The following is a 21885-nucleotide window of genomic DNA, read 5'->3' as shown; positions in this document are numbered from 1 at the left end:
CGGGGTGACGTGAGCGCGTTAAGGATCAGGGTGTTCACGTTGGCCGGAATGGCTGTTCAACTTCGCCGGAATACGCAGGTCGTGAACACGATGCCACCAGAGGGTCTGTTGCCAAGCTTGTCACGCAGGTCACCTCGCGTACTCACTTGCACCGGCTGCTCGCGCAGCAGATCTTGCGAGAGTGAGAAGACCCCGAAGAGCTGACCATCAAGGTCATTGCGGTCAGTGATGACGACGATGGTCGGGTTCTCCATCGCGGCGTCTCGCATCACTCGCGCCGCAAAGCAGGTCATGGTGATGCTCTTGCCACTACCCTGGGTATGCCACACCACCCCGCCCTTGTGGCTGCCGTCTGGACGCGATGCGAGCACCACCTGCTCGATGGCCGCCCTGACCGCATGGAACTGATGGTAACCGGCGATCTTCTTGACCAACCGGCCGTCGTCTTCAAACAGCACGAAGAAGCGCAGGTAATCGAGCAACATGGCCGGGGACAGAATGCCGCGCACCATGGTCTCCAGCTCGCCAAACTCACCGTAGGGGTCGAGGTTGACCCCATCCACAGTGCGCCACTGCATAAAGCGTTCGGCATCCGCAGACAGCGATCCCATCCGCGCCTCGCTACCATCGGAGGCAATCATGATCTCGTTGTACTGGAACAGGTCGGGGATCTGCTCCTTGTAGGTCTGCAGTTGGTCGAATGCCTTCCAGATGTCGGCATGCACATCGGCCGGGTTCTTGAGCTCCAGCACAACCAGCGGCAACCCGTTGACGAAGAGGATGATGTCAGGGCGTCGGGTGTGTTTGGGCCCCTTGATTGTGAACTGGTTGATGGCCAGCCACTCGTTGGCGGCGGGGTTCTCGAAGTCAACGAGGCGGACAAAGTCCCCCACCGTCTCGCCATCCCGCTGGTACTGGACTGGCACCCCATTCACCAGCAGGCGGTGAAACGCCCGGTTGGCCGACAGCTGCGCCGGGGTATCGAGATTGACCACCTGCGCCAGCGCGTCTTCACGCGCTACCATCGGCACAGACGGATTGAGGCGTGCTATCGCGCCTCTCAACTGGTCAAGCAACAGCACCTGATTGAAGTTCGCACGCCACGGCTTATCAGAATCGGGGGCCACATCGTAGCCACACACCACGCGATAGCCCACCTCGGCCAACCACCCCAGCACCTCTTGTTCCAACTGATCTTCGGTCATGCACCATCACTCATCAACAGGGAGAAACGCCCGTCAGGCGGGCTCGGTGGGCCTCAGTGGCAAGCGCAGTTCACACGCAGAATCTGCCCCCGGCTGGCATGGCAATATCAGCCGATGGGACGAACTGGCAGCCAAATCAAACGGCAAGACCCACAACGTCAGGCGGGCATCATAACAAAAAGGTTCGAGTGGAACTTTGAGCTGGCTCCATGATGGATAAATCAATACCAGATGACCATCATCTTGCTCGGTCAGGTACTTGTGGCCATAAGCGAACAGCTGGTAGAGGTCACCCTGGCTGATGCCGTACTTGCCGTCACGGTCGCTGCTATCGAGCCGCTTCCACTTCACATCCATCACCCAACGCTTGTTGCCGTGCTGCAACAAGAGGTCCGGCTGTAACCGGAACATCTGCTTGCCTTGCTGGGTGCAAAGGTACTGACTGGCCACCTGGGCCTTGAGGTTGGCATCGGGCAACAGCTCTTCACGCAGGCACGACTCTACATAGCGCTCGAACAGCTTCTCCATGGGGAACAGTAGGCTGATGCCGCGCCACTCACCATTCAGGGCACTCGGCATGGCACGATAGAGGATGAGCTCGCACCACGGCCGAACCCCTTGATAGTGAGCCATCAAGCGGTCATGTCGCCACAGTCTGAAATCCCCTTCCACGTCGCGGCTGGCAGGCACATCCACCAGCAAGTGGCGCAGCTCCTGTGCCAACCGCCAGTTGTCCGGGTGCTGAGTCGCATTGGCGACGGTCTCCAGCGCCCGCTTGAGCAGCCGGTTCTCGGCCCGGTCGGGCAAGAAGAGGTCGTAACGTAACGCAAAGTGGTGGCCCCGGCCCGGTGGCTGGCGCATCTGCCGGGCGACATCCAGCTGACCACGCAAGAATGGCTCGGTCGCCTCAAGGCGCTGATAGTCACTGCGCACGCCGCGTTTGACCAGCTGATCGAGCTCGGCCAGAAAGCGCGCGATAACCCACTCGTTGAGCGGCATATCAAAGTGATCCAACGACGCCTCCGCCGTTTCACGGGGTGGCAGATCCAGGGCTCGCTCCAGCATCCGGCGGATCAACTCTCGGCCATGCTCGGGTGGGTCACCCTCATTGGCGGTCTTGGGCAGGATCTCGATAACCTGCCCGGTGGGGGTCTCTATCACCCCCACGTAGTTGTCCAGTTGCAAGGTCCGGCTATCTTCCACCTGTGTCAGAGCAGGAGCATGGGTGACCTTATAACGCTGACTCAACTGACAGAGCCAATCAAAATCCACTCGGTCGATATCAGGATGTGCCTGAATCGGCCCACTCTTATCTCTTACAACCAGTCGGTCGTACTCGCGAATCGTGATGGGAGCCTTCACTTAGCCTCCCGGTCACCTTTAATGGTCAGGGCGTAGGCAGCTGGATTCTCAAACGCATCGATGTTCACCGTCCAACGCTGGCGTTGCTTGCCTACTGGCACCTTCCCAAGCAAAGCCTCGATATTGAACTCGGGCTCGTGAAGGAACATAGTGCTAGGTTCATTTTTACGATGCTCATTGAGCACCCAGGCGATGCGCTGCCAGTCCTCAAAGAAGTACTCCTGCAACAGCGGCAGGATCTGGTGCTTGAAGACGTCCCCCAACTGCGCCAAGGTTGGCTTTGAAGCCGCTTTGAGCGGCATAAAGTAGGCATGCCCAAGGCAATGGTCGCGGTCCAGCAGCACCTCGATTCGCTGGTTCAGCGTATGCAGCAAGCGACCTACGTCTACCTTGTGCCCCTCTTCCTCGATGACCACGCCATCAAGCAAATCGGCCCTCGGCGGCATCTCTTCAAACACAAAACGGCGACGCAGCGCGATATCGAGTCCAGCCAACGAGCGGTCGGCGGTGTTCATGGTGCCGATAAGGTAGAGGTTGTCCGGTACGCTAAAGGGACGCTTGGAGTAAGGCAGAGTAGTGGTCAGCGCCTCGCTTGCCCCAGCCCGCTTGCTGGGTTCTATCAGGGTGATCAGCTCACCGAAGATGCGCGAAACGTTGCCCCGGTTGATCTCGTCGATAATGAGTACGAACGGCTTGCGCTCACCGCGCTGAGGTGCTTGGTACTCGGCAGGTAACTGACAGTGCTGCTTGAGGTAGTCAAGCATTCCCCATACGTAGGAGGTGTTATACCCCGCCTTCTCGCCAGTCTGGTACAGAGCACGCACATGCTCCATGTTGGCACTGTAACCATTACTCAGACCTGGATTGCTGGCAGGGTAAATAAGGAATGTCTTGTCTCCGGAGTAGCATGCCTTGAATGGCTTGCCTTTGGTGGTGTGCATCAGTAGCAGGTTGTCATCTGTCTGTTCAGTCTGTTCCCTCAATAGCCGCAAGGACTGTTCGAAACAGTCCTCGGTGGCCGTTACACCGCGACTTGCTTGCTCGCATAACTTGGCAAACACCCCAGCCTTAACCTTATACTCCAATGCCCCGTCATCCCGGGTAATAGCCCGAATACCCTCGACAAACTCCTCATAACTGAAGCTTTGGTGGAAAGTGACGAAGGCGACCTGCCCTGCCTGTTGGTATCGATCGAACGCAGCCTTGAGCTCATCTCGTGTAACCCCAGGTTCAGTCAATAACTCCGGTTCCAGAATAGCCAGTGCCTTATTGATGGTGTAGTAGGTTTTGCCGGTGCCGGGTGGGCCAAAAAGGATCTGGTTAAGCGGGGACTCGTTCATCACGGGGTCCTTATTCACGGTTTTAGTTGCTGATGCTGGGGCCGCAGGTTCGTCGATAGAATTAGTCTTGGCGGGCTCATCCATGGGACTAGACAGCAACCAAGCCAGAATGTTGTTGTCAATGGGGTGGTCCTGAGGCAACTTCGCCAGATCCATCACTTCCTTGATATGTTGATTGAGATCAATCCAGTCTTGGCTCATGACCGCCTTGGTCCCAAATTCGCGGGCAAATCGTTTGAGCAGTGCGCGACAGTGTCCGACCTTTACCAGCGTGGTGTAACGATCGGGGGCTATGGCTGCAAATACACGGCGTATCACCGCCCTAGAACACTGGCGAAAACGCCCTTCCTTCTGCGCTTCGCTCCAGCGTTCAAAGACAATGTTGTAAGTCTCACGCCCTGGGTCTTCTAGGATCAACTCTGTCAGTTCCCGTAATAACCCAATATTCTGTTCGTACTCTTTGGTAGATAGATGCCCTGGCGACACGGTACAAACCCCGTTACTTCCTTCACGCCAAAGCCAATCCAAGATAGCGTCATCCAGCAACTGCTTGCCCGCCTTAATGGCTGCTAAGGTCGCAACGCGCTCACTGTATTGCGGCCTCCAACTATCGTTATGCCACTCTAACTGCATCCGATACCAGCGTGCGCACTGTGCAAGGCTATGCTGACCACGCCCATCCTCCCAGGCTTGTTCAAGCCGCTGCGCCACATCGGTGGGTATCAGAACTCCCGAGTCATCTGCAATCCTCCAAAAGAAGCCCTGCCCAAGTCTCTCGAGCACAGCCATGGGCAGCAAGCCTGCGACACAATCAACCCGAGTCTCTTCTGCACGGAACGCGATAAAGCTGCGAGTCTTACCTGGATTACGCAAGTCCTCGTCTTCAAAGCAGCCCTTGGTTACTGTACCTTTAGCGATCACTCCTCCACGCTCCTCGCCGAGACGCAGAACATAGACTCTGTCCCCAGGTTGCGGCTTGGTAGAGAGGCAGGCCCAACGATTATCCTGACCATCCCTAACCCATAAATTGCGATCACTCTGATAATTATTAGGGTTGAACGTCAGTAAATAGGTGGACCGTGACGGTGTTACGTTTTCTATAAGTTCGGTCATATCCCTGCATCCTGTAACATTGCATCGCCCTCTGGTAGGCGCAGCTGGCCGGAGATCAGGCGGGGTAGCAGGGTGTCGCGCAAGTTGGCAAGGGTTTGGGCTTGCTTCTCAAGCAACTTAATACGCTCAAAGATTGGGTTGGCATGATCGTTGAACATAGCGACTAGGCTTGGCGATGGTACCAGTATTGGTATCGCCCTGACCGTCTTTGAATTAACCGCCTCTGCAATGGACGACGTACTGCTGAGTGATTCGAAATTGAATTGCCTGAGCGCGAGGTATATGTAGGCACTCGATAGTGGTGAGTCTTCACCTAGCTTGAAGTGTGCGATCGCCTCATTGGTAACCATTTCACCATCAGTTATGGACAATCGCCCAACCGTAAGTTTGAAGCTGAGCAAAACGGTATTGTCTGGCACCACTCGGACGTTGAACCGGTCAATTGACGCAGGTGTCAAAAACTCGCTGGTCTTATTTATAAAAACTCCAGCGGTGCCCATGTCCTTGATCGACACCCAAGGAACATCATCCAGATTTTCGGAGAACCATTGAGGTTCTTTCCGAGGCGGTGTTTTTCCAATGCCGACTGTCGATACGTCATCCATAGTGCGCCAACGCCACCCATTCGGCACCAAGCCGAGAGCGGACTCTTCGAAGCTGTCGGGGAACAGGGGCGCGACCTCGGGGGCCATACCTGCTGGGTGCTCGCCACGAGCACGGGCATGGACCGGGTCAAAGTCAACAAACCACGACTTGAATAGCGCCTGAGCGATTGCCTCCAATGTGGCGTTGATCTCGCGCAGCAGGGCGATGCGGTCGTCGAACGCCTCAAGTACGTCCGCAATCCTTTTTTGTTCCCAAATAGCTGGTAATGCGATTGGCAACCGTCCAATCGTTGCTTGGTTCAACGATGCCATCGTTGAACCTGTCGAGTTTTGAACCAGCCAGTCTTTCACCGCGTTCGTTTGAAGAGAATATGCGATGAATCGTGCGTCACAAGCTGTTGGTGGTCGAAGTCGAATGCCATCCGAACCGAGAAACCACCCAGACTGTGGTTTGCGAATCAAAGCGCAACGTTCGATCCCCCCCTTCCTCGCAAAGACAATATCGCCCTCTTGTAATATGTATTCAGGAAGGCGCGCTAACGTAGCGTTACAAATGCGAGGGGTTTTTCTGTCGATGTGAAATGTGCCGTGACCGATCTCTCTGACCGAAATCAGCGGGACTCCGACATCAGCATACTCGCTGGCTTTTAGTGCTGTCCCGAATGGACCAGTCTTGATTGAACCGCCTTCGCGGGCCAATAGTTCGCCGATAGTTTGAACTTCTGCCCAGTCAGAACGCATATCCCAGCCCCCCCAGCTTTTGCTTAATTAAGTGGTCCAACTCGGCCCCCTTGGTCATCTGGTCGCCGAGTTGTTTGGTTAGGCGAGCCATCTTGTCGGCGAAGGCCTCATCGTCCTCCTCCACCTCTTCGGCGCCCACATAGCGGCCGGGGGTCAACACATGGCCGTGCTCGGCAATCTCGGCCAAGGTTACGCTGCGGCAGAAGCCCGCTACATCCTCGTAAGGCTGATCGCACTCCCCATCCCCTTTCCATGCGTGGAAGGTATCGGCGATACGGGCAATCGCTAGCTCATCGAGTTCGCACTGCACCCGGCTGATCATGGTACCCAGCTTGCGGGCATCGACAAACAGAACCTCGCCCTGGCGGCGGGTTTTGTTCTTGGCAAGGAACCAGAGGCAGGCCGGTATCTGGGTGTTGAAGAACAGCTGGCCCGGCAGCGCCACCATACACTCCACCACGTCAGCCTCCACCATGGCACGGCGAATGTCGCCTTCGCTGTTCTGGCTGGAACTCATTGAGCCGTTGGCCAGCACGATACCGGCACGACCAGTTGGTTTGAGGTGGTAGAGCATATGCTGCAGCCAGGCGTAGTTGGCGTTGCCCGCAGGTGGTGTGCCGTAGACCCAACGCGGATCCCCTTCGAGGCTGCCATGCCACCAGTCGCTGATATTGAACGGCGGGTTGGCCAGTACAAAGTCTGCACGCAAGTCAGGATGCTGGTTTCGGGTGAAGGTATCACCGTTTTCGCGCCCGAGGTTGTAGTCCATCCCCTGGATGGCGAGGTTCATGGCCGCCAGCCGCCAAGTGGTCGGGTTCGACTCCTGACCGTAGATGGAGACATCACCCAGCTTGCCGCCATGGGCTTCGATAAACCTCTCCGACTGCACGAACATGCCGCCTGAACCGCAGCAGGGGTCGTACACCTGGCCATGATGGGGAGCAAGTACCGCCACCAGAGTCTTGACTATACTGGCAGGCGTGTAGAACTGGCCCCCCTTCTTGCCCTCGGCACTGGCAAACTCACCAAGGAAGTACTCGTAGACCTGCCCCAGAATGTCGCGCGCTTCACCAACATCACTGCCAAACCCAATCTTGGAAACCAGATCCACCAGCTCGCCGAGCTTGCCATCGGGCAACTGGGCACGGGCGTAGCGCTTGTCGAGGATGCCCTTGAGGCGCGGGTTCTCCTGCTCGATCAGGGTCAGCGCATCGTCAATGCGCTTGCCTATATCGGCCTGCTTGGCATGGGCACGCAGCCCCTCCCAACGGGCCCCTTCCGGTACCCAGAAAGCGTTCACTTCACGGTAGTAGTCACGGTCTTCCAGCTCCTCAGCCAGCAGCTCATCGTCACAGTCGTAGAGGAAGTACTCGTCGCTCTCATCGGCAAAGCGGCGGGTCAGCTCGACGCGACGGGCGGCGAAGGAGTCGGAGATGTACTTGAGGAAGATAAGGCCCAGCACGATGTGCTTGTACTCGGCGGCGTCCATGTCGGCACGCAGCTTGTCTGCGGCAGCCCACAGGGTCTTCTTCAGCCCCTCGATGCCGGTAGCTTGCGGCGCATCCTTGGCCTGCTTAGCCCTGCCACTGGCCTTCGCTTTGCGCGGTGCAACCACGGCAGCCTCGCCTTCCAACACCCGGAGCACTGCACCGCCCCGCCCACGCCCCTTGCGCAGTACGCCCTGTTCCAGCAGGCCCTCGCGTGCGGCGGTAAAGGCTTCATCGGTCAGGTCGCTGAATTGGGCTTTCAAGGTTTCCATCAGGGCTTGGTTGCCGATACTGCTGCCATCTTCAGGAACGGCGGCCAGCAGCGCCTGGCTGAGCTCGTTGGGGTCGGTCATGGGGTTCTCCGGTTATGCGTGTTGCCGTCACAACCCACCTGCGCGAAAACCAAGGTGAGGATGCGGGCCAAGTTGTAAGACTGACGGGGCGGCACATGCCGAGCCTCGCGGGCACAGCAGGGACCTATTCAGGGTGGTGGGTCAACAGAAGGCGATGCAGCCAAGATGATGCATCGGCGAGAAAAAGTCCGGCCCGTCAGTCGTCTATCCATTATCTGGCGGGCAGTTTATACAAATGAACCCCGCAGCACTATGCGTAATGTCACGCGTAATGGCGATCACGGAGCATCGTTGTTATTGCAGAGATGAAATGGTCAACGCCTCAAGTTGGCGGACAAAAAACAAAGGGAAGGCCATGAATTGGCCTTCCCCACGACCTATCCCATTAATCACGGATGAGTAGGTGCCAAAATGTAACCACAAGCGGATTGGTGGTCACGCCTTGCGCTCAGGATTGACGCCCATGTTGGTCGCTGGGTAAATGGCCAAGTACACATAGCCGTAGCTGCCAAGGGTATCGGTTTCGCAGGTAAAGCCGCCGTGCTGGATAGTGATGCAGTGCTGGAGCTGGGCATCCAATTCGCAGGTCAGCAGCTTGGCTTCCAGTGCCTTGATGATTGCCGGGAAGGCCAGGTCGAGCTTGGCTATCTGCGTCTCACTCCATTCACCTATCAGACTGGCTCGATCGGATAGAAAATCGAGCCGGTAGCGACTCTGTATCAGACGAGCGCCAAAGCGTGGGGAGATATCACGCGGCAGACCCCAGCAAATGCTGGGGAGCGGTGTGAGAGTCTGGTGCTCTGGAGAGTGTGTGGGATGGGTCGTGGTCATGATTAGCGATACCTCAGTTGAATGTCTATACAGGTGCCGGGCACGTTGTGGCGCTGGCGTAGCCTGGTCAGGTGCACTGGGAGATCTGTCAGGTTTGTCAGTCGCCCTCGGTAGAGCCGGGAGAGATTGACGTAGTCAGGATGGCTCACGGTGATGGTCACCTGATGCCCTGGTTGCCAGCGGCCAAACAGGCGAGCTTTGGCTTCCCTGATGGTGGTGATGCCGGGCGCTGGTAACGTCTGGCGGTTGCGCAGGTGTAGCTTGTTGAGCTCGGGGGCATAGCGATGTACCTCGAGCCCTGTGATAAGACGGGTCATGTTCGGTGACTCCAATGATGCAAAGGGCCAGCCTGTGAGGGCTGGCCCTTTATGCTGTTTGTGGATAAGGGGGGCTGGGTGGTTGTGGTTGTTGACCGCTACCAGGTCACGGTGGCTAGCCGTTGTAAAACAGGATGTAGTTCACGCCAGCCTGCTGGGCGGCAGTGAGCAGGGGCTGCAGTGCTGGCGGGATGGCATCGAGATCCACGGCCAGGTTCAGGGTGTACTCATAGGCGGAGTCATCCTTCACGCCAACATGTTCATGGGAGACCATGCGCTTGACCCATTGCCATTCCGGCACAAGGTCTGCGTCATCGTAATCGCCAACGATGGCGCTCATGGCGACATCCAGCATCTGCATCACGGGATGGCCTGCCAGTGGGTTCGTTGTTGCAGGTAGGGTGTTGGTCATTGCATCGTTCCTTGTTGTCTTGGCTGTACGTTACAGCTGATTGATAACCGGTTTGCCATTGAGTCGGTCCTGCAGGTGCAGCGAGCCGTACTGAGCCACTAGCCGGTCTATGGCCATCTGGGCACAGGCCGTTCTGCTGGGCTTATTCTCTGGTATTGCGTAACGAGCGGTGAGCCAGCCACCGATCAGCGCGATGCGATAGCCACTCGGGATGTGGGTGAGCGAGGTCCCAATGCCCCTCCCATGAATGAGGAAAGGCACGGCCTGGCCGCCGATGTCGATATCGATGCGCTGGCCCTTGAGCTCAAAACTGGTGAGTTCACCGGTCTGCGGGTGTTTGCCCGGTACTTTGATGGTGATGTGTTTGGCCATCTCACACCTCCGGCTTGGTTTCAAAATGGTGGGTCACAACGCCAGCCTCTGGGTCGATACTGATAAACGCTGGGGCCTGCGGGTGGTACTGATAGAGCCGCGCCAGTTCGGCCCGAAACGCCTCGACGTTCAGCGCAATCACATGGTGGGTATCCCCCTCGGCATAGGTAAAGGTCTCCAGCTTCTCGGTGTTAATCCAGATGCCGAAATACCATGCATCTTCCTCGGTGTCGTATTGCTGCCAGCCTTGGGCCAGCAGCATTCGGTCGTAGTAGTAACGGTCGGCCTGATGGCTACCCCGGTCGATGCGGCAGCCGGTTACGGTGAGCTCGAGTTGGATACGCCCCGCCTTGTGAGCCTTCTTGACTCGGCGCAGCAGCTTGAGCGCCTTGGCTCTGCTGCGTTGATTACCGAGCGGATGCTGCTGTGTGGCCCGCAAGGCCAGATGGGTCATTATCTTCGGCGCGGTGTTGTGGTTGAGCTGACCGATGGCAGTGGTGAGCTGCCGAGCGGTCAGGGTCTTGTAATCACGCAGGTCGTGCATGGGTGGGTTCCTTAAAATGCAAACAGCCCCTCGGTGTGAGGGGCTGCATGAGGTTGTGGGGAGGATTGTCTACAGCGATTGCTTGAGGCGGTTGATGTCTCGCTGATAGCGACGGCGGTGGCTGTGCCAAATCACCCGCTCGGCGGCAGCCTCCAGCAGTGCCGTGGTCACTGTGCGAGGCAAAACCAGATTTGCCCCGTCCCAGTTATCCAGGTCCAACACGCCGGAACGCACTAGGTTAGCCAGCTGTACATCGAGCCTTTGGGTCAGCTCCAGTGCAATGAACTCCTCGATATGTGCTCGGAGACTGGCGATAGCAGCCTCTGGGGCCATTGGTGATGCAGTGGGCGCTGTCATGTATGGCTGCTCCAATCCGGCGCGTCGTTGCTGCCATGGTTGACGTAGGCTCCGACTATCACCCGTTGCCACTCGCCGACCGGCTGACCCGCAGCATTACAGGCACAGCGAAAGCGGGCGAAGTTAATCTCTCGTGGCAGGTGCTCACGCATATCCCGTGGACTGACAAAGAGCGTGGTCTTGTGCAACACCGGGTTGGGGGCCACCAGCGGGCCACCAATACGCCGCCCCTCTACATCGTGGGCATAGGCAAAGCCCGGCAGCATCAACTGCTGACTGATGAGCTTGGCGAGTGCTGGATGGGCACACATGGCCTCCGCTACGGCGGCCTGGCTAAAGCTGTCATTGAACTCAATCATGGTTGTTTCTCCCTTTCTGCAGGTGCTCGGTAAGCCGTTGCCAGCAGCGCAAACTGTTCAACGAGGTAACTGATGCTGATGCTCAGTTCATCGCTGACCCCATCCCCGAGACGGTGATGCAGGTATGCCATGTCATCAGAGATACGTTGTGCTATCTGGGCGGTTGAGCTCGATGGTGAGCTTGTCACTGTCAGAGTGATGGAAAGGTCCATCACATCTCCCCCCAAGGGGCTTGCTCCCACAGTGACAACCGGGTCAGCACGTCTTGCGCGAGAGCCTGTTGCAACTGCTGAATCACTTTCACCAGCCGGGGAGCCTGCTCAGGGCTCCCGCTCCATTCACTCGATTGGTACAGGGCGCAGCAGGTGAATTTGTACAGCGCCACCAGCTCGCTATCGGTGAGTGGTGCCTGGTGGTAACGGTGGGCAGGTTTAAATGGACTCAGTTTGGTAGAGCAGTGCTGGCGTGGTTCCTTCTGATCCTGCTGACGCCCTAGCTGATAGCGATGCCAGACCGCCCGCCGATTGGCGAGCATCATCAGTCGTACTAACCGATCTACCCGCCACGTCCAGGTACTGGTGGTGTCTGCTGGCGGTAGCCACCAGAGGGAGCGCAGCAACTCAAGGGTGTAGTGCGGTGGCATCGGGGCATTGCAAAAGCGGTGTAACTGCACGGCAAAGGCAAGGTAATCCTGGCGATCGATCATGAAGGCAGACATGGGGTGACTCCTTGAAATGCAAAAGGCCACCTTCGGTGAGGTGGCCTTGTGGGTGATGTCGGGATATCCGGATCATTGTGTTGGCGCTGATGATCCGGTTTTGGGGATGCTGGCGTTATTCGTGTGCCTGCTCTGCGTCTGGGTGAGCAGCATCAAACAGGATGGCGTAGAGCGCACAATCAATGCCGTTGACGGCATCGTGATGCGGGTAATAGGGCGGTACATCTCTGGAACGCTCGAAGTAGTCGCCAAAGCAGCTAAGACATTCGCGTATCTCGATGGTGGAGCCATGCAGCAAAGTCTCTTCAAATTGCTTGGCATAAACCTCGTCATCACGAGCCTTGGTGAAGGCCTTTTCCAGCAACGTCAGCGCATCCTCATTACTGGTGGTTTTCAGGCAATGGCGTAGCTTCTCGAGCGTTTCCTCAAGGGAATAGGGATTGGGTAATCGCATGGTGCTTGTCCCTTCTTGGTGCAACTAATGGTGTAGCTGATGTAGCAGCACATCAATGACCTCGATGCAGTCAGCCTGGGTGAGCTGGTAGCCGTTAGGCAGGTGGGCTACGATGGCGGGCTCTGCCTGCATCTCGACGTTGTCTGCCAGCCAAAAGCGCAATTCGAGGAGGATATCGAGGGCGGTGAGGTGTGATGTGCCTGGGACCAAGTTCATAGCTGACCTCTCTCTTTCAGGGATACCACGCCCTCAGCACCGACCACCAGATGGTCAAGCAACCGGACATCCACCAGCGCCAAGGCCTCTTTGAGGGCTTGGGTAAAGACCCGGTCAGAGTAGCTGGGTTCCGGGTCACCACTGGGGTGATTGTGGACCGCGATAATGGCCCCGCTGTTAAGCAGCAAGGCCCGCTTGACCACTTCCCGTGGGTAGATGCTGGCACTGTCTAGGGTGCCCCAAAACAGCTCCTCAAAAGCCAGTACGCGATGCTGGGAGTCGAGGAACAGTGCCCCAAACACTTCATGCTCCCGGTCCTGCAGCAGGGTTTGCAGCCGCTCGGCGGCCTCAGTGGTACTGGTAATGGCAGTGCCTTTGGCCAGGCGTTTACGGGCAATCTGATTGGCAATACGCAGCAGGTCTTGCTCGGTCACGGGTTCGGTGACGACATAAGTGCCGGGGCATTCTCCGGCTTTGAGTTTGTGGTAACGCATGTAGGGTTCTCCAAATAAACAAAACCCCAGCACGCAGGAAGCATGTCGGGGTCAAAGGTAGAGCGGTTGTTGGTTCTCTTTCAGGATGGTTCAGCTGCCCGTGGTGATGGGGCTTGCCGTGGCTGTGGGTTCCCGCTTCACCGGCATCAGCGGTCCGGGGACCAGTATGGTGAGCGGGATAGCGAGTGCCACACTCAGCCGTTCTGCCAGTTGGTAGGCCGGTCCTATGGTGTCGTAGTCAGCTACCCAGGTAGCCAGGGCCAGCTCGCTTGCCTCCATCGCTCGCAGGTAGACACTGTAGCCGTGTACGGTCAGGCCACTGTCACGCACCACCTGCGTCTCGCCATCTCGATTGATGGCTTCCAGCTCAACGGCTATCGGTTGTTTGGGCATCGTGTGCCTCCTCTTGGGGTAAGGGATCACTCTCGACGCGATAGCCGTGATGAATGCAGGTACGCTGCAGGTTGCTCAAAAAGCGCCCCAGCACGCGGGGCTGCTCAGAGAGTGGAACCGGTCCTGCCTGGCTGCGCCAAAAACAGTGCCGCTTGGGATCAACGCAGATTTCATCCACGGGCTGACTCATGGAGCGCCAATCCTCGGCATTGGTGAGAGAGCGCAGTTGCCACTGCATGCCAGACCAACGTAGATGCAGCGTGACGGTGCGGGCGTTTGTGCTACCAGGAGTTAGGTGCAGCAACCAACACTCGCCCTGGCGAGTCGGCTGCAGCTCGGCTTTGGCCGCGAGCAGTCCCAACCACTGGCGCGAGTAGTGGGACAGCGGCAGTTCGTTAGTCATCACACACCTCCTAATCCCCACGCACGATGACGGTGAAATACCCCAGCTGACCATAGGCGATGAAATTGCTCTGCCACAGGGCAAACAGTTCCCGCGCTTCCATGCCGGGCAGTGGTCCCCAGCCCTGCAGATAGTGCTCATCACAGGAGAGGTTGAAGTCGAGCTCTTTGCCGAGCTCTGCATCCTGGCCGAGGCCCTGGTAGCTGAAGTCGGTGATGTAATCGAAGACCCAGCCGTGTAATCCCCGGATCAGCCGCAACTCGACCGGATGGACGCCACCCGTTTCGGCACTGTAGCCGGGGTTGCGAAAGTTGAAGGTCAGGGTCGAGAGGTGAGTGAGGTCAAGCTGTTGTTCCCGCACGACACGGCGCAGCAAGTCAGGTAGCTCAGGCGAGATCGGCAGGGTCATCCCTGCCAGGTGAAATGGCATGGTCATCATGGTGTGTCCTTTTTATATCGAATGTGAGAGCCGTTAATCCCTGAACCAGCGCCAGGCGCGGTAGAGGCCGTAGGTGGCAGCCAAAGGGGCCACCAGCGAGGTGGCCGAGCTCCCAAGCAGCGCACCGACTGCGGCGGTCACAGCGGTAGTTGCTGATGGGTTCAGTGCCGTGCTGCTGGCCATGCCAGGCAGGGCCGCAAGGGTAGGCTGCCGAGCCACAGTGCGAAGCGCCTGATGTGCGATACACCCCGTGGCAATCAGCTGGTTAATCTGCTTGCTGTAGTGAAAGCCCTCGATACACCAGAGCACGAAGTGCTCGCAGTTGTTAAAGAGCGTGCTGTAGTGCGCCTCTCCAAGACGGGAGTAAGCGCGGTCGATACTCTCCTTCCGGTTGAACGCTCGTGCGCGATGGTGCTGGATGCGATAGCCCCGCCCTTGGCTAAACTCGGCAAGGGTGGTGATAGCTATCTGACCGGAATGTATACCGGCACTGGCCCCCTGGTAGTGGATGACCTGATGGTCCCCCAGATAGAGACCGTGGTGCTGGTAACCGGTGCGGGGGGAAACGAGGTGGTCCCCTGATTGTGGTAATGGCATGAACAGTTCCTTAAATAAAATGCGGCATAAAACAGAGGGCACCCGAAGGTGCCCTGATGGTGATGAATGTGTGGTGGCTGGTGGTCAGGATTGCTTGCGCAGCGTCAAGCTGTTGGCATCCCATACCCAGCGCTGACGAGGATTGCCGGGCAGGTCGAGGAGGAAACCGTTGGGTTCGGAGGTCAGCTTGCCTTCATCACTACAAGTACCAAAAGGCGATGAAAGCATGGTCAATGCCCCCGCCTGAACGACCGCTAACTGATAGAGCACCGGGCATGCCACACCGCCACTGTGCAGCTCAAACAAGACCGCCTGCCCGTTGGCCAGCGGCAAACGGTGCGTGAGTTTGATGGCGTCATATTCATCGGTGCGCAGCAGCACCTCACCCCCATACCGGATCTCGATACTGTCATCGTCATTTTTCACGATGGTCAATGACGTGGTACTTGATGCAGCTGACGCAGGTGCAAAGGAGGGCTCGAAGTAACGACTGCCATCTGAATAGGTCAGCATAAAACCGTTCAGTGAAACCTGCTGGGTGATACTGGGAATGAGCTGTGGCTCATCTTCATCCAGCGGCATCAACATGATGCGTTCCCCTTTCGCGGTCTCTATCCAAAACTGCATGCTGGCGAAATTGAGGGTGCCCTCAACGTTGGCCGGTACCCGTTTAGTGACTGTTGGCACAGTGAATTCAGGCGCAGCCCAGGTCGGTAAAGCAAACAGCGATAACCATGTGCACCACAGTGCCAGTCTGATTTTTTCTGTCATGTCACTCTCCAGACAAATTATTCAATGGTGTAAGAGGCATTGCCCAGATTGGTGAAGAGGGTCACCTCTCTCAATCGGCACGGCTCGGTCATGACCAGCCGCCAGCTTTCGGTGTAATTGAGCTTGAGTGGGAAATGGGTTCCTCCCACCGACCCCATCAAGTCATTGCGCAGCATCACCCGGCATTTACTCTTGCCGCCATTAATCAGCACTTTCTGAATGGTAACTTGATCGTTGAGCGAGGTGACGCGTATCTGTGGTCTTCCGATGGCGGTGTACTCCACTTCCAGACTGAACTCGGGGCCATTAGCGGATGCAGTATCGCAAGCGCTCAGTAATAGGCCACAGGCCAGCAACAAGGGATAAAGCAGTGTGCGATTCATGATCTCTCCTTAATAAAAATGGCAAAAGGATGCCTGACCGACGAGGTGAACCTCTCGGCCTAACGGGGGCAAACGTAATGAGTTAATGGTGGTGCGGGCTGATAGCCAAATGCCACCAAGTGGATGGAGTGAGGTTAGGTCGTGTCGAACTCCTTTCGATGTTGGGGTGACTATTTCAATAAATTAGATCTAATGGGATGATCCTCATCGCAAAGGGTCCTTAATGTCAATAAAAGTCCATAGTCAACTATCAGGGTTGATTGGAGGACTTATGACAAACATCAACTCTGAAGAGCTGGCCAAGAGCGTGGGCAAAGCGATTGGGCGCCAACGCCAGCAGGCGGCGCTGACTCAGGAGCAAGTGGCAGAGCACTTGAAGATAGGTATGGAAGCCGTCTCCCGAATGGAGCGAGGCCTCGTGGTGCCGACCGTCGTGCGGCTCGCTGAGCTGGCTCAGCTGCTTGGCTGTGAGCTTGCAGACTTTCTGCGTGAGACCAGCAACCGCCCCACCGAACAAGGCATTGTGCTCAGCCAGCAGTTGGCCAAACTCGATACAGCTGACAGAGCGCTGGTGCTGGAGGTGGTTGATAAGCTGGTAGCACGACTGGCGCCTTAATGACTCACAGTGCGCATCGATGACAGACCGATGGGATACTAGGACCGATAACTTGGGAGGCCGCAATGGCGTTCCCAAGCGGACTTACGGCGATCTTTGCTTGGTGTCTCCTGATGATATCTATCTGAGATTGTATTCAATCGCACTGACTGCGATGATAAGCTCTGTACGGGTACTTATAGCGTAGTAATACACCTAAATTACTTTACCTTAGCGTCCTTTACTAAAAGGGCCGGAGTATAAATAAAACAGAGGAATATCTGTGGTTCGCCCTCTTCGCAAAAGCAAACTTGATGGAACCTTGTACTCCCGTCGTGAAAATGTTGAAGCTGAAATTCAAGAGTTGGCAACCGTTAGCCAAGCGGAACTTGAATACAGAACGTCAATTCTCTCACCTACCGATCCCTGCTTTGTTTCATCAGAAGCATTAGTGCATCTTGTTCGGAATTTGGAAGAAGGGGGGCTTCGAAAGAAGCCAATCGAATTCTTACTCCAACGAGTTTACTGTCGTCTTCCTCGCGCTGAAAATTCAGATGAATCAACCCTCTCACTAACCAAGGCAAACATCCGAGATGATGTTATAGACCGATTCATCGATCTATTACTTAGTGACAGGTCGTCATACGACGACCGGCTGGACTACTACGAGATCAACTTCAATTCGGCCATTGCGAAAGACCGTGCGGATGCTAGCAAGCGCCATTGGAAGCATGAAAATCGGAGTGAAGAGTTATTCACAGATGATGTATCTCTTGCTGCTGGGGCGGCAATCAGCGGCTATGATCCTTTTGACCCTCACGATCTTGATCAAAAATCTTACCGACTACAGCTCGACAATGCGATTGATGGTCTACCTGCAATCCAAAGAAGAATCATCGAAATGCTCCTTCAAGACATTCCCATCGACTCTCAAGAGCCCTCTGCCGTTACCATAAGCAAAGCGTTGGGCAAGAGTGAGAAGACTATCCGAACACACCGTGACAAGGCCTTTGCAACTCTACGATTGCGCCTTGAACGCAAGGGGAAACAGTGATGACTAAGCGTTCGCCTATTTCTAGCGAAGACGTCATGAACGCTTTCGCGATGGATTTCGAGCCTAAGACTGACATCCTCAAACAGTATCTAGCTGACTACCCCCAGTTTGCTGCCGATCTTGTCGATCTTGCCAGAGAGCTTTCTCGGGAAGTCGACGAGGACCTTCCGCTGAGCGTGCAAGAGCTTGCCGCCATAAGCGCTAAAATGGATCGGCTCCACGAGTCCACAGTCACGATGGAAACGCTGCAAACTGCTTCGCCAAAGATCTTCGCTGCCGCAGCCAAAGCTCTCGGATTACCCATACAAGTCGGAGTCGCCATTCGCGAGCGACGAATTGATGTTGCGACGCTGCCAAGCCGGTTCCTCACACGTTTAGCGAACGAGTTACAAACATCAGTAACTGTTGTTCAGTCATTTCTCCTTTTGCCTGCGCAGGCTTCATCAGTTCGTTCAAACAAGTCCGATGACAAACCCGCCTTAGCCGAAAAAGTCCCGCTTGAACGCCTTTTAAGAGAGGCGGGAATGGATGAGGCAAGCATTTCAAAGCAACTGCTCGACGATGAGTGACCATGGACCCAATAGAACTTGCTCGACAGTACGCGAAACAATTGCATGATGAAGCTGTCCAACACGGCACCGATCCATGGTCTCCTTATCGGTTCGCCGAAGACATAGCGGAGAAGCTGGGCATCTTGGTTGAAAGATGCGTCCCCGGTGCTTCAATCCTCGATGGGGCACGCGCAACGTTTGATGCCGCCTTGCCGCTGATTGTTCATGAGGACTTAGGAACTCCGTTCGAGCAAGCCTTTCTCGTAGCTCATGAAATCGGGCACGCCGTGCTTGGCGACGGTGAGGAAGAGGAAGGGTCAGCATCTCAAATCGATCCAACACGAACCTCTGAGGTCTCGCCAGTTGGGATAGAACGAGTGGTCGATTACAGCCGACGGCAGCGCCGAGAAGTTCAGATGGACCTCTTCGCAAGAGAGTTGCTGTTGCCACGGTCGCGAGTCTTCGACTTGCACGTCACTCAAGGGAAGACCTGTTCGGAGATTGCAAACCGGTTGGGGGCTCCCTTCGAGGTCGTCGCACAGCAGATGCTTGATGCGCTTTTGCTCCCCCCAGTGCCAGTAGTTGCAGCAGAAGCGCCTGTTGAAATTCCACTCAACGAGAAGCAACAAACAGCAGCTAACCATCGTGGGGCCGCGTTCCTTCTCCAAGCAGGACCAGGCACCGGGAAGACCCGTACGCTGGTGGCGCGAGTTGAGAGCTTGTTGGATGAGGGGGTAGATCCAAGACGTATCCTTCTCCTAACCTTCTCGAACAAGGCTGCTGCGGAGATGTCCGAGCGGATTGCGCTGACGCGGCCAGCGGAAGCCGCAGCTCTTTGCATCGGGACCTTCCATAGCTTTGGCTTGGACATCCTCAGACGATTCAACGATCGATGTGGCCTTCCGGTCGATCCCCGCCTAATGGACCGAACCGAAGCAGTAGAACTGCTTGAAAACGAATTTCCTCGGCTAGGTCTAACCCACTATCGCAATCTTTACGATCCATCCCAGACAGCTGCGGATATCCTGACCGCGATCTCACGAGCCAAGGATGAAGTTGTTGATGCGGCGGCCTATCTTGCGCTAGCCAATGCAATGGCTAACGCGGCGAGTAACCCGAGCGAAGTGGAGGCTGCGGAGAAAGCAGCAGAAGTCGCCAAGGTCTACGCTTGCTATGAAGAGCTCAAAACACTCGCTCAGTGTGTCGACTTTGGTGACCTAGTTATGCGCCCGGTTCAACTACTGGAGAGCGATGAAGCCGTTCGAAGGCAGTTGCAGAGCGACTATGACCACATTCTAGTCGACGAGTATCAGGACGTGAACCACAGTAGCGTTCGGCTTCTTACGACACTGAAGCCGTCAGGTAATAACCTCTGGGTGGTGGGGGACGCCAAGCAGTCAATCTATCGGTTCCGCGGCGCCTCTTCGTTCAACATGGCCCGATTCGGTTGCCAAGATTTCCCTGGAGCGGTCCGGGACAGCCTGAAAATCAACTACCGTTCCACCCCTGAAGTTGTCCATGCTTTTTCTGCTTTTGCTACAGGTATGTCCACAGCTGATGGAGAAGAGGCCCTTGAGGCGGATAGAGGCCCAAGCGGAACGCTGCCCGAAGTCATCACAGTGAACAACGCCTCCCTGCTGACCTCGGCCATAGCTGATGGCATTCAAGAGCTTAGTAAGTCGGGCTATCGGTATCGGGACCAGGCAGTCCTTTGCCGGGGCAACGATCGACTTTCGGAAATTGGACGTGAGCTCGAGCGTGCCGGCATTCCAGTGCTTTTCCTAGGCAGTCTGTTTGAGCGCCCGGAAGTAAAAGACCTTGTCGCGGTGCTATCACTACTTGTGGATCGGCGCGCGATGGGGATGATCCGGACGGCTTGTTGGCCGGAATTCGCCATGAGTTTGGAGGATGTAGTTTGTGTCTTTGAGCATCTACGAGGTACCGACGCGGAACCTGGCGCTTGGCGACTTAGCATTCCAGCTGAACTGACACCTGCTGGTCAGGCTGCTCTGTCTTACCTCAATGCAGCTCTTGCAGGCTTCGACGCGACCTCCCAACCTTGGACCGTGCTGGCAACCCTTCTGCTCGACCGGACTAGACATGCTGCCCGCATAGCGTCTTCAGCCTGCGTCTCGGACCAGGCTCAGGGCATCGCAATCTGGCAGTTCATGAACTTCGTTCGGGCACAGCCTAACGGCCAGGGTCTCCCGATCCAGCGGCTTTCTGATCGCGTGAGGAGACTGCTGCGCCTTCGGGACGATAGAGATTTGAGGCAGCTACCCACGGCAGCCCAGGGGATTGATGCGGTTCGCCTCATGACTATCCATGGCTCGAAAGGATTGGAATTTCCAGTGGTTCACATTGCGGGCGTCAACAAGGACTCCATCCCAGGGGCGCTTCGGACATCAAAGTATCCACTACCCGCAGGCATGGTCGCTGGTGGTCAAGGGAGCGTAGAGGATATTGCACGGACGGCCCACAACGAAGAGCAGGAGTGCTTGTTCTACGTCGCAATGTCCCGGGCGAAGACACGTCTGGCGTTTTACGGAGCAACCTCAACATCAAATGGGCGTGCCAGGCCGCTATCGCAGTTCCTGGATCGCATTGGTCCAGCTCAACGGCGCGCCGTCACGCCTACTACTGTATTACCTCCTGCCCCGGACGATACGCAAATACCCATCGTCTTCTCGGGAACCCCGCGGTTCAGCTCAGATGCGGTCGCGCTTTACGAGTCGTGTGCACGGCGATTCCTCTACACACACTTGCTTCAGGTGGGTGGCCGGCGCGGCATGAGTTCATTTATGCATATGCATGAAGCGATTCGTGAGGTCTACCGGAAGATCGTCGCGCAGGGCAGCTCTAGTGCTGAGTGGGAGGACCTGCTTTCTCAGGCCTTCGCGACTCAGGGGCTTCATGAACATGGCTATATCGATGACTACCGTACGATAGCCTCCACCATGCTCCAATATTTCCTGGCATCGAGGGCTGGCGCGCAGGTTGAAGCTCCGACCCCACTGCGAATTGTGCTAGACGGCCATGAGATCGAGGTAACACCGGATGATGTCCTCGTGAAAGACGGAAAGCGGGCCATACGCCGGGTGAGAACTGGCCATGCGCCCAGCCGTGACAGCAAGGACGTTGGTGCAGCTGCATTTGTACTAGCGGCCCAGGCGGAGTTCCCGGGTGCTGAGCTGGAACTGGTCTACCTAGCTGATGCTGAAATCAAGCCATTGAAACTCAGTCCCAAAGAGTTGAGCAATCGCCAAGAAAAATTGGGCGAGATTTTCCGCGGTATCCGAGACGGCCAGTTCCCAACAAATACTTCGGACGCCACTTGCCCGAACTGCCCGGCCTTTTTCGTGTGTGGTGCAGCCCCCCATGGAACCTTCTTAAAACAATTCTGAAAAAAGTTTACCGGC

At 56.4% G+C, this 21885-nt stretch carries 27 protein-coding genes; 4 read left to right on the top strand and 23 right to left on the bottom strand.

What is annotated here, in order from left to right:
- Positions 1-56 precede the first annotated feature (56 nt).
- The 23 genes from OKC29_RS12390 to OKC29_RS12280 form a co-directional block, all read right to left on the bottom strand.
- Positions 57-1205, bottom strand: a complete 1149-nt coding sequence (locus tag OKC29_RS12390) for a type I restriction endonuclease subunit R (RefSeq protein ID WP_270669277.1) — start codon at positions 1203-1205, stop codon at positions 57-59.
- 33 nt (positions 1206-1238) lie between these two features.
- A complete protein-coding gene (locus OKC29_RS12385) occupies positions 1239-2453 on the bottom strand; it encodes an McrC family protein (protein WP_232090956.1) in 1215 nt (404 codons plus the stop codon).
- 110 nt (positions 2454-2563) lie between these two features.
- Positions 2564-5020 carry an McrB family protein gene (locus OKC29_RS12380; protein ID WP_232090957.1) on the bottom strand — a complete coding sequence of 819 codons (2457 nt, stop codon included), beginning with the start codon at positions 5018-5020 and terminating at the stop codon, positions 2564-2566.
- The gene (locus OKC29_RS12375; protein ID WP_182859623.1) at positions 5017-6366 is read right to left on the bottom strand and encodes a restriction endonuclease subunit S; all 1350 of its coding nucleotides are present in this window, start codon (positions 6364-6366) and stop codon (positions 5017-5019) included. Before OKC29_RS12375 ends, OKC29_RS12380 begins: the two co-directional genes overlap by 4 nt.
- Positions 6356-8206 carry a class I SAM-dependent DNA methyltransferase gene (locus tag OKC29_RS12370; protein WP_182859624.1) on the bottom strand — a complete coding sequence of 617 codons (1851 nt, stop codon included), beginning with the start codon at positions 8204-8206 and terminating at the stop codon, positions 6356-6358. Before OKC29_RS12370 ends, OKC29_RS12375 begins: the two co-directional genes overlap by 11 nt.
- A gap of 435 nt (positions 8207-8641) precedes the next feature.
- Positions 8642-9037 carry a type IV toxin-antitoxin system YeeU family antitoxin gene (locus OKC29_RS12365; RefSeq protein WP_182859625.1) on the bottom strand — a complete coding sequence of 132 codons (396 nt, stop codon included), beginning with the start codon at positions 9035-9037 and terminating at the stop codon, positions 8642-8644.
- A gap of 2 nt (positions 9038-9039) precedes the next feature.
- Entirely contained in the window at positions 9040-9354 is a 315-nt protein-coding gene (locus OKC29_RS12360) for a hypothetical protein (RefSeq protein ID WP_182859626.1), read from the bottom strand.
- Positions 9355-9469: 115 nt separating this feature from the next.
- Positions 9470-9766 (bottom strand): hypothetical protein, encoded by a 297-nt coding sequence (locus OKC29_RS12355; RefSeq protein ID WP_182859627.1) that lies wholly within the window; start codon positions 9764-9766, stop codon positions 9470-9472.
- Between the two features lie 30 nt (positions 9767-9796).
- Positions 9797-10138, bottom strand: coding sequence for a hypothetical protein (locus OKC29_RS12350; RefSeq protein WP_182859628.1), 342 nt, complete (start codon positions 10136-10138; stop codon positions 9797-9799).
- A 1-nt stretch (position 10139) separates the two neighbouring features.
- On the bottom strand, positions 10140-10682 hold the full coding sequence (locus tag OKC29_RS12345; RefSeq protein WP_182859629.1) for a hypothetical protein: 543 nt from the start codon (positions 10680-10682) through the stop codon (positions 10140-10142).
- Between the two features lie 69 nt (positions 10683-10751).
- Positions 10752-11039, bottom strand: coding sequence for a hypothetical protein (locus OKC29_RS12340; RefSeq protein WP_232090958.1), 288 nt, complete (start codon positions 11037-11039; stop codon positions 10752-10754).
- A complete protein-coding gene (locus OKC29_RS12335; protein WP_125602574.1) occupies positions 11036-11398 on the bottom strand; it encodes a hypothetical protein in 363 nt (120 codons plus the stop codon). Before OKC29_RS12335 ends, OKC29_RS12340 begins: the two co-directional genes overlap by 4 nt.
- The gene (locus OKC29_RS12330) at positions 11395-11610 is read right to left on the bottom strand and encodes a hypothetical protein (RefSeq protein ID WP_182859630.1); all 216 of its coding nucleotides are present in this window, start codon (positions 11608-11610) and stop codon (positions 11395-11397) included. Before OKC29_RS12330 ends, OKC29_RS12335 begins: the two co-directional genes overlap by 4 nt.
- On the bottom strand, positions 11610-12116 hold the full coding sequence (locus tag OKC29_RS12325) for a hypothetical protein (protein ID WP_182859631.1): 507 nt from the start codon (positions 12114-12116) through the stop codon (positions 11610-11612). Before OKC29_RS12325 ends, OKC29_RS12330 begins: the two co-directional genes overlap by 1 nt.
- Before the next feature lie 115 nt (positions 12117-12231).
- The gene (locus tag OKC29_RS12320; protein ID WP_174434933.1) at positions 12232-12570 is read right to left on the bottom strand and encodes a hypothetical protein; all 339 of its coding nucleotides are present in this window, start codon (positions 12568-12570) and stop codon (positions 12232-12234) included.
- A gap of 24 nt (positions 12571-12594) precedes the next feature.
- A complete protein-coding gene (locus OKC29_RS12315; protein WP_182859632.1) occupies positions 12595-12786 on the bottom strand; it encodes a hypothetical protein in 192 nt (63 codons plus the stop codon).
- Positions 12783-13280 (bottom strand): RadC family protein, encoded by a 498-nt coding sequence (gene radC / locus OKC29_RS12310; protein WP_182859633.1) that lies wholly within the window; start codon positions 13278-13280, stop codon positions 12783-12785. Before radC ends, OKC29_RS12315 begins: the two co-directional genes overlap by 4 nt.
- A 90-nt stretch (positions 13281-13370) precedes the next feature.
- Complete coding sequence (locus OKC29_RS12305; RefSeq protein ID WP_182859634.1) at positions 13371-13673, bottom strand: hypothetical protein; 303 nt, start codon at positions 13671-13673, stop codon at positions 13371-13373.
- Entirely contained in the window at positions 13648-14076 is a 429-nt protein-coding gene (locus OKC29_RS12300) for a hypothetical protein (protein WP_182859635.1), read from the bottom strand. The genes OKC29_RS12305 and OKC29_RS12300 overlap by 26 nt, the downstream gene beginning before the upstream one ends.
- A gap of 10 nt (positions 14077-14086) precedes the next feature.
- Positions 14087-14512, bottom strand: coding sequence for a DUF2787 family protein (locus OKC29_RS12295; protein WP_182859901.1), 426 nt, complete (start codon positions 14510-14512; stop codon positions 14087-14089).
- Positions 14513-14548: 36 nt separating this feature from the next.
- Positions 14549-15112 carry a lecithin retinol acyltransferase family protein gene (locus OKC29_RS12290; protein ID WP_182859636.1) on the bottom strand — a complete coding sequence of 188 codons (564 nt, stop codon included), beginning with the start codon at positions 15110-15112 and terminating at the stop codon, positions 14549-14551.
- A gap of 84 nt (positions 15113-15196) precedes the next feature.
- A complete protein-coding gene (locus OKC29_RS12285; protein ID WP_034165698.1) occupies positions 15197-15883 on the bottom strand; it encodes a hypothetical protein in 687 nt (228 codons plus the stop codon).
- Positions 15884-15900: 17 nt separating this feature from the next.
- Positions 15901-16266 carry a hypothetical protein gene (locus OKC29_RS12280; protein WP_034165697.1) on the bottom strand — a complete coding sequence of 122 codons (366 nt, stop codon included), beginning with the start codon at positions 16264-16266 and terminating at the stop codon, positions 15901-15903.
- Between the two features lie 271 nt (positions 16267-16537).
- Here OKC29_RS12280 and OKC29_RS12275 point away from each other — a divergent pair, with 271 nt between their 5' ends.
- The 4 genes from OKC29_RS12275 to OKC29_RS12260 all read left to right on the top strand — a co-directional run bounded on the left by OKC29_RS12275 (position 16538) and on the right by OKC29_RS12260 (position 21870).
- Complete coding sequence (locus OKC29_RS12275) at positions 16538-16882, top strand: helix-turn-helix domain-containing protein (protein ID WP_182859638.1); 345 nt, start codon at positions 16538-16540, stop codon at positions 16880-16882.
- A 262-nt stretch (positions 16883-17144) separates the two neighbouring features.
- Entirely contained in the window at positions 17145-17915 is a 771-nt protein-coding gene (locus OKC29_RS12270; RefSeq protein ID WP_270669276.1) for an RNA polymerase sigma factor, read from the top strand.
- Entirely contained in the window at positions 17915-18484 is a 570-nt protein-coding gene (locus OKC29_RS12265) for a hypothetical protein (protein ID WP_182859640.1), read from the top strand. The genes OKC29_RS12270 and OKC29_RS12265 overlap by 1 nt, the downstream gene beginning before the upstream one ends.
- Positions 18485-18486: 2 nt before the next feature.
- Entirely contained in the window at positions 18487-21870 is a 3384-nt protein-coding gene (locus OKC29_RS12260) for a UvrD-helicase domain-containing protein (RefSeq protein WP_182859641.1), read from the top strand.
- Positions 21871-21885: the final 15 nt, after the last annotated feature.

Origin of the sequence: Aeromonas sp. QDB34 (assembly GCF_027705405.1) — a bacterium.
GTDB classification, from domain to species: domain Bacteria; phylum Pseudomonadota; class Gammaproteobacteria; order Enterobacterales; family Aeromonadaceae; genus Aeromonas; species Aeromonas hydrophila.
Note: the sequence above shows the minus strand (reverse complement) of the source record. Positions and strands in the feature narration are given on the sequence as shown.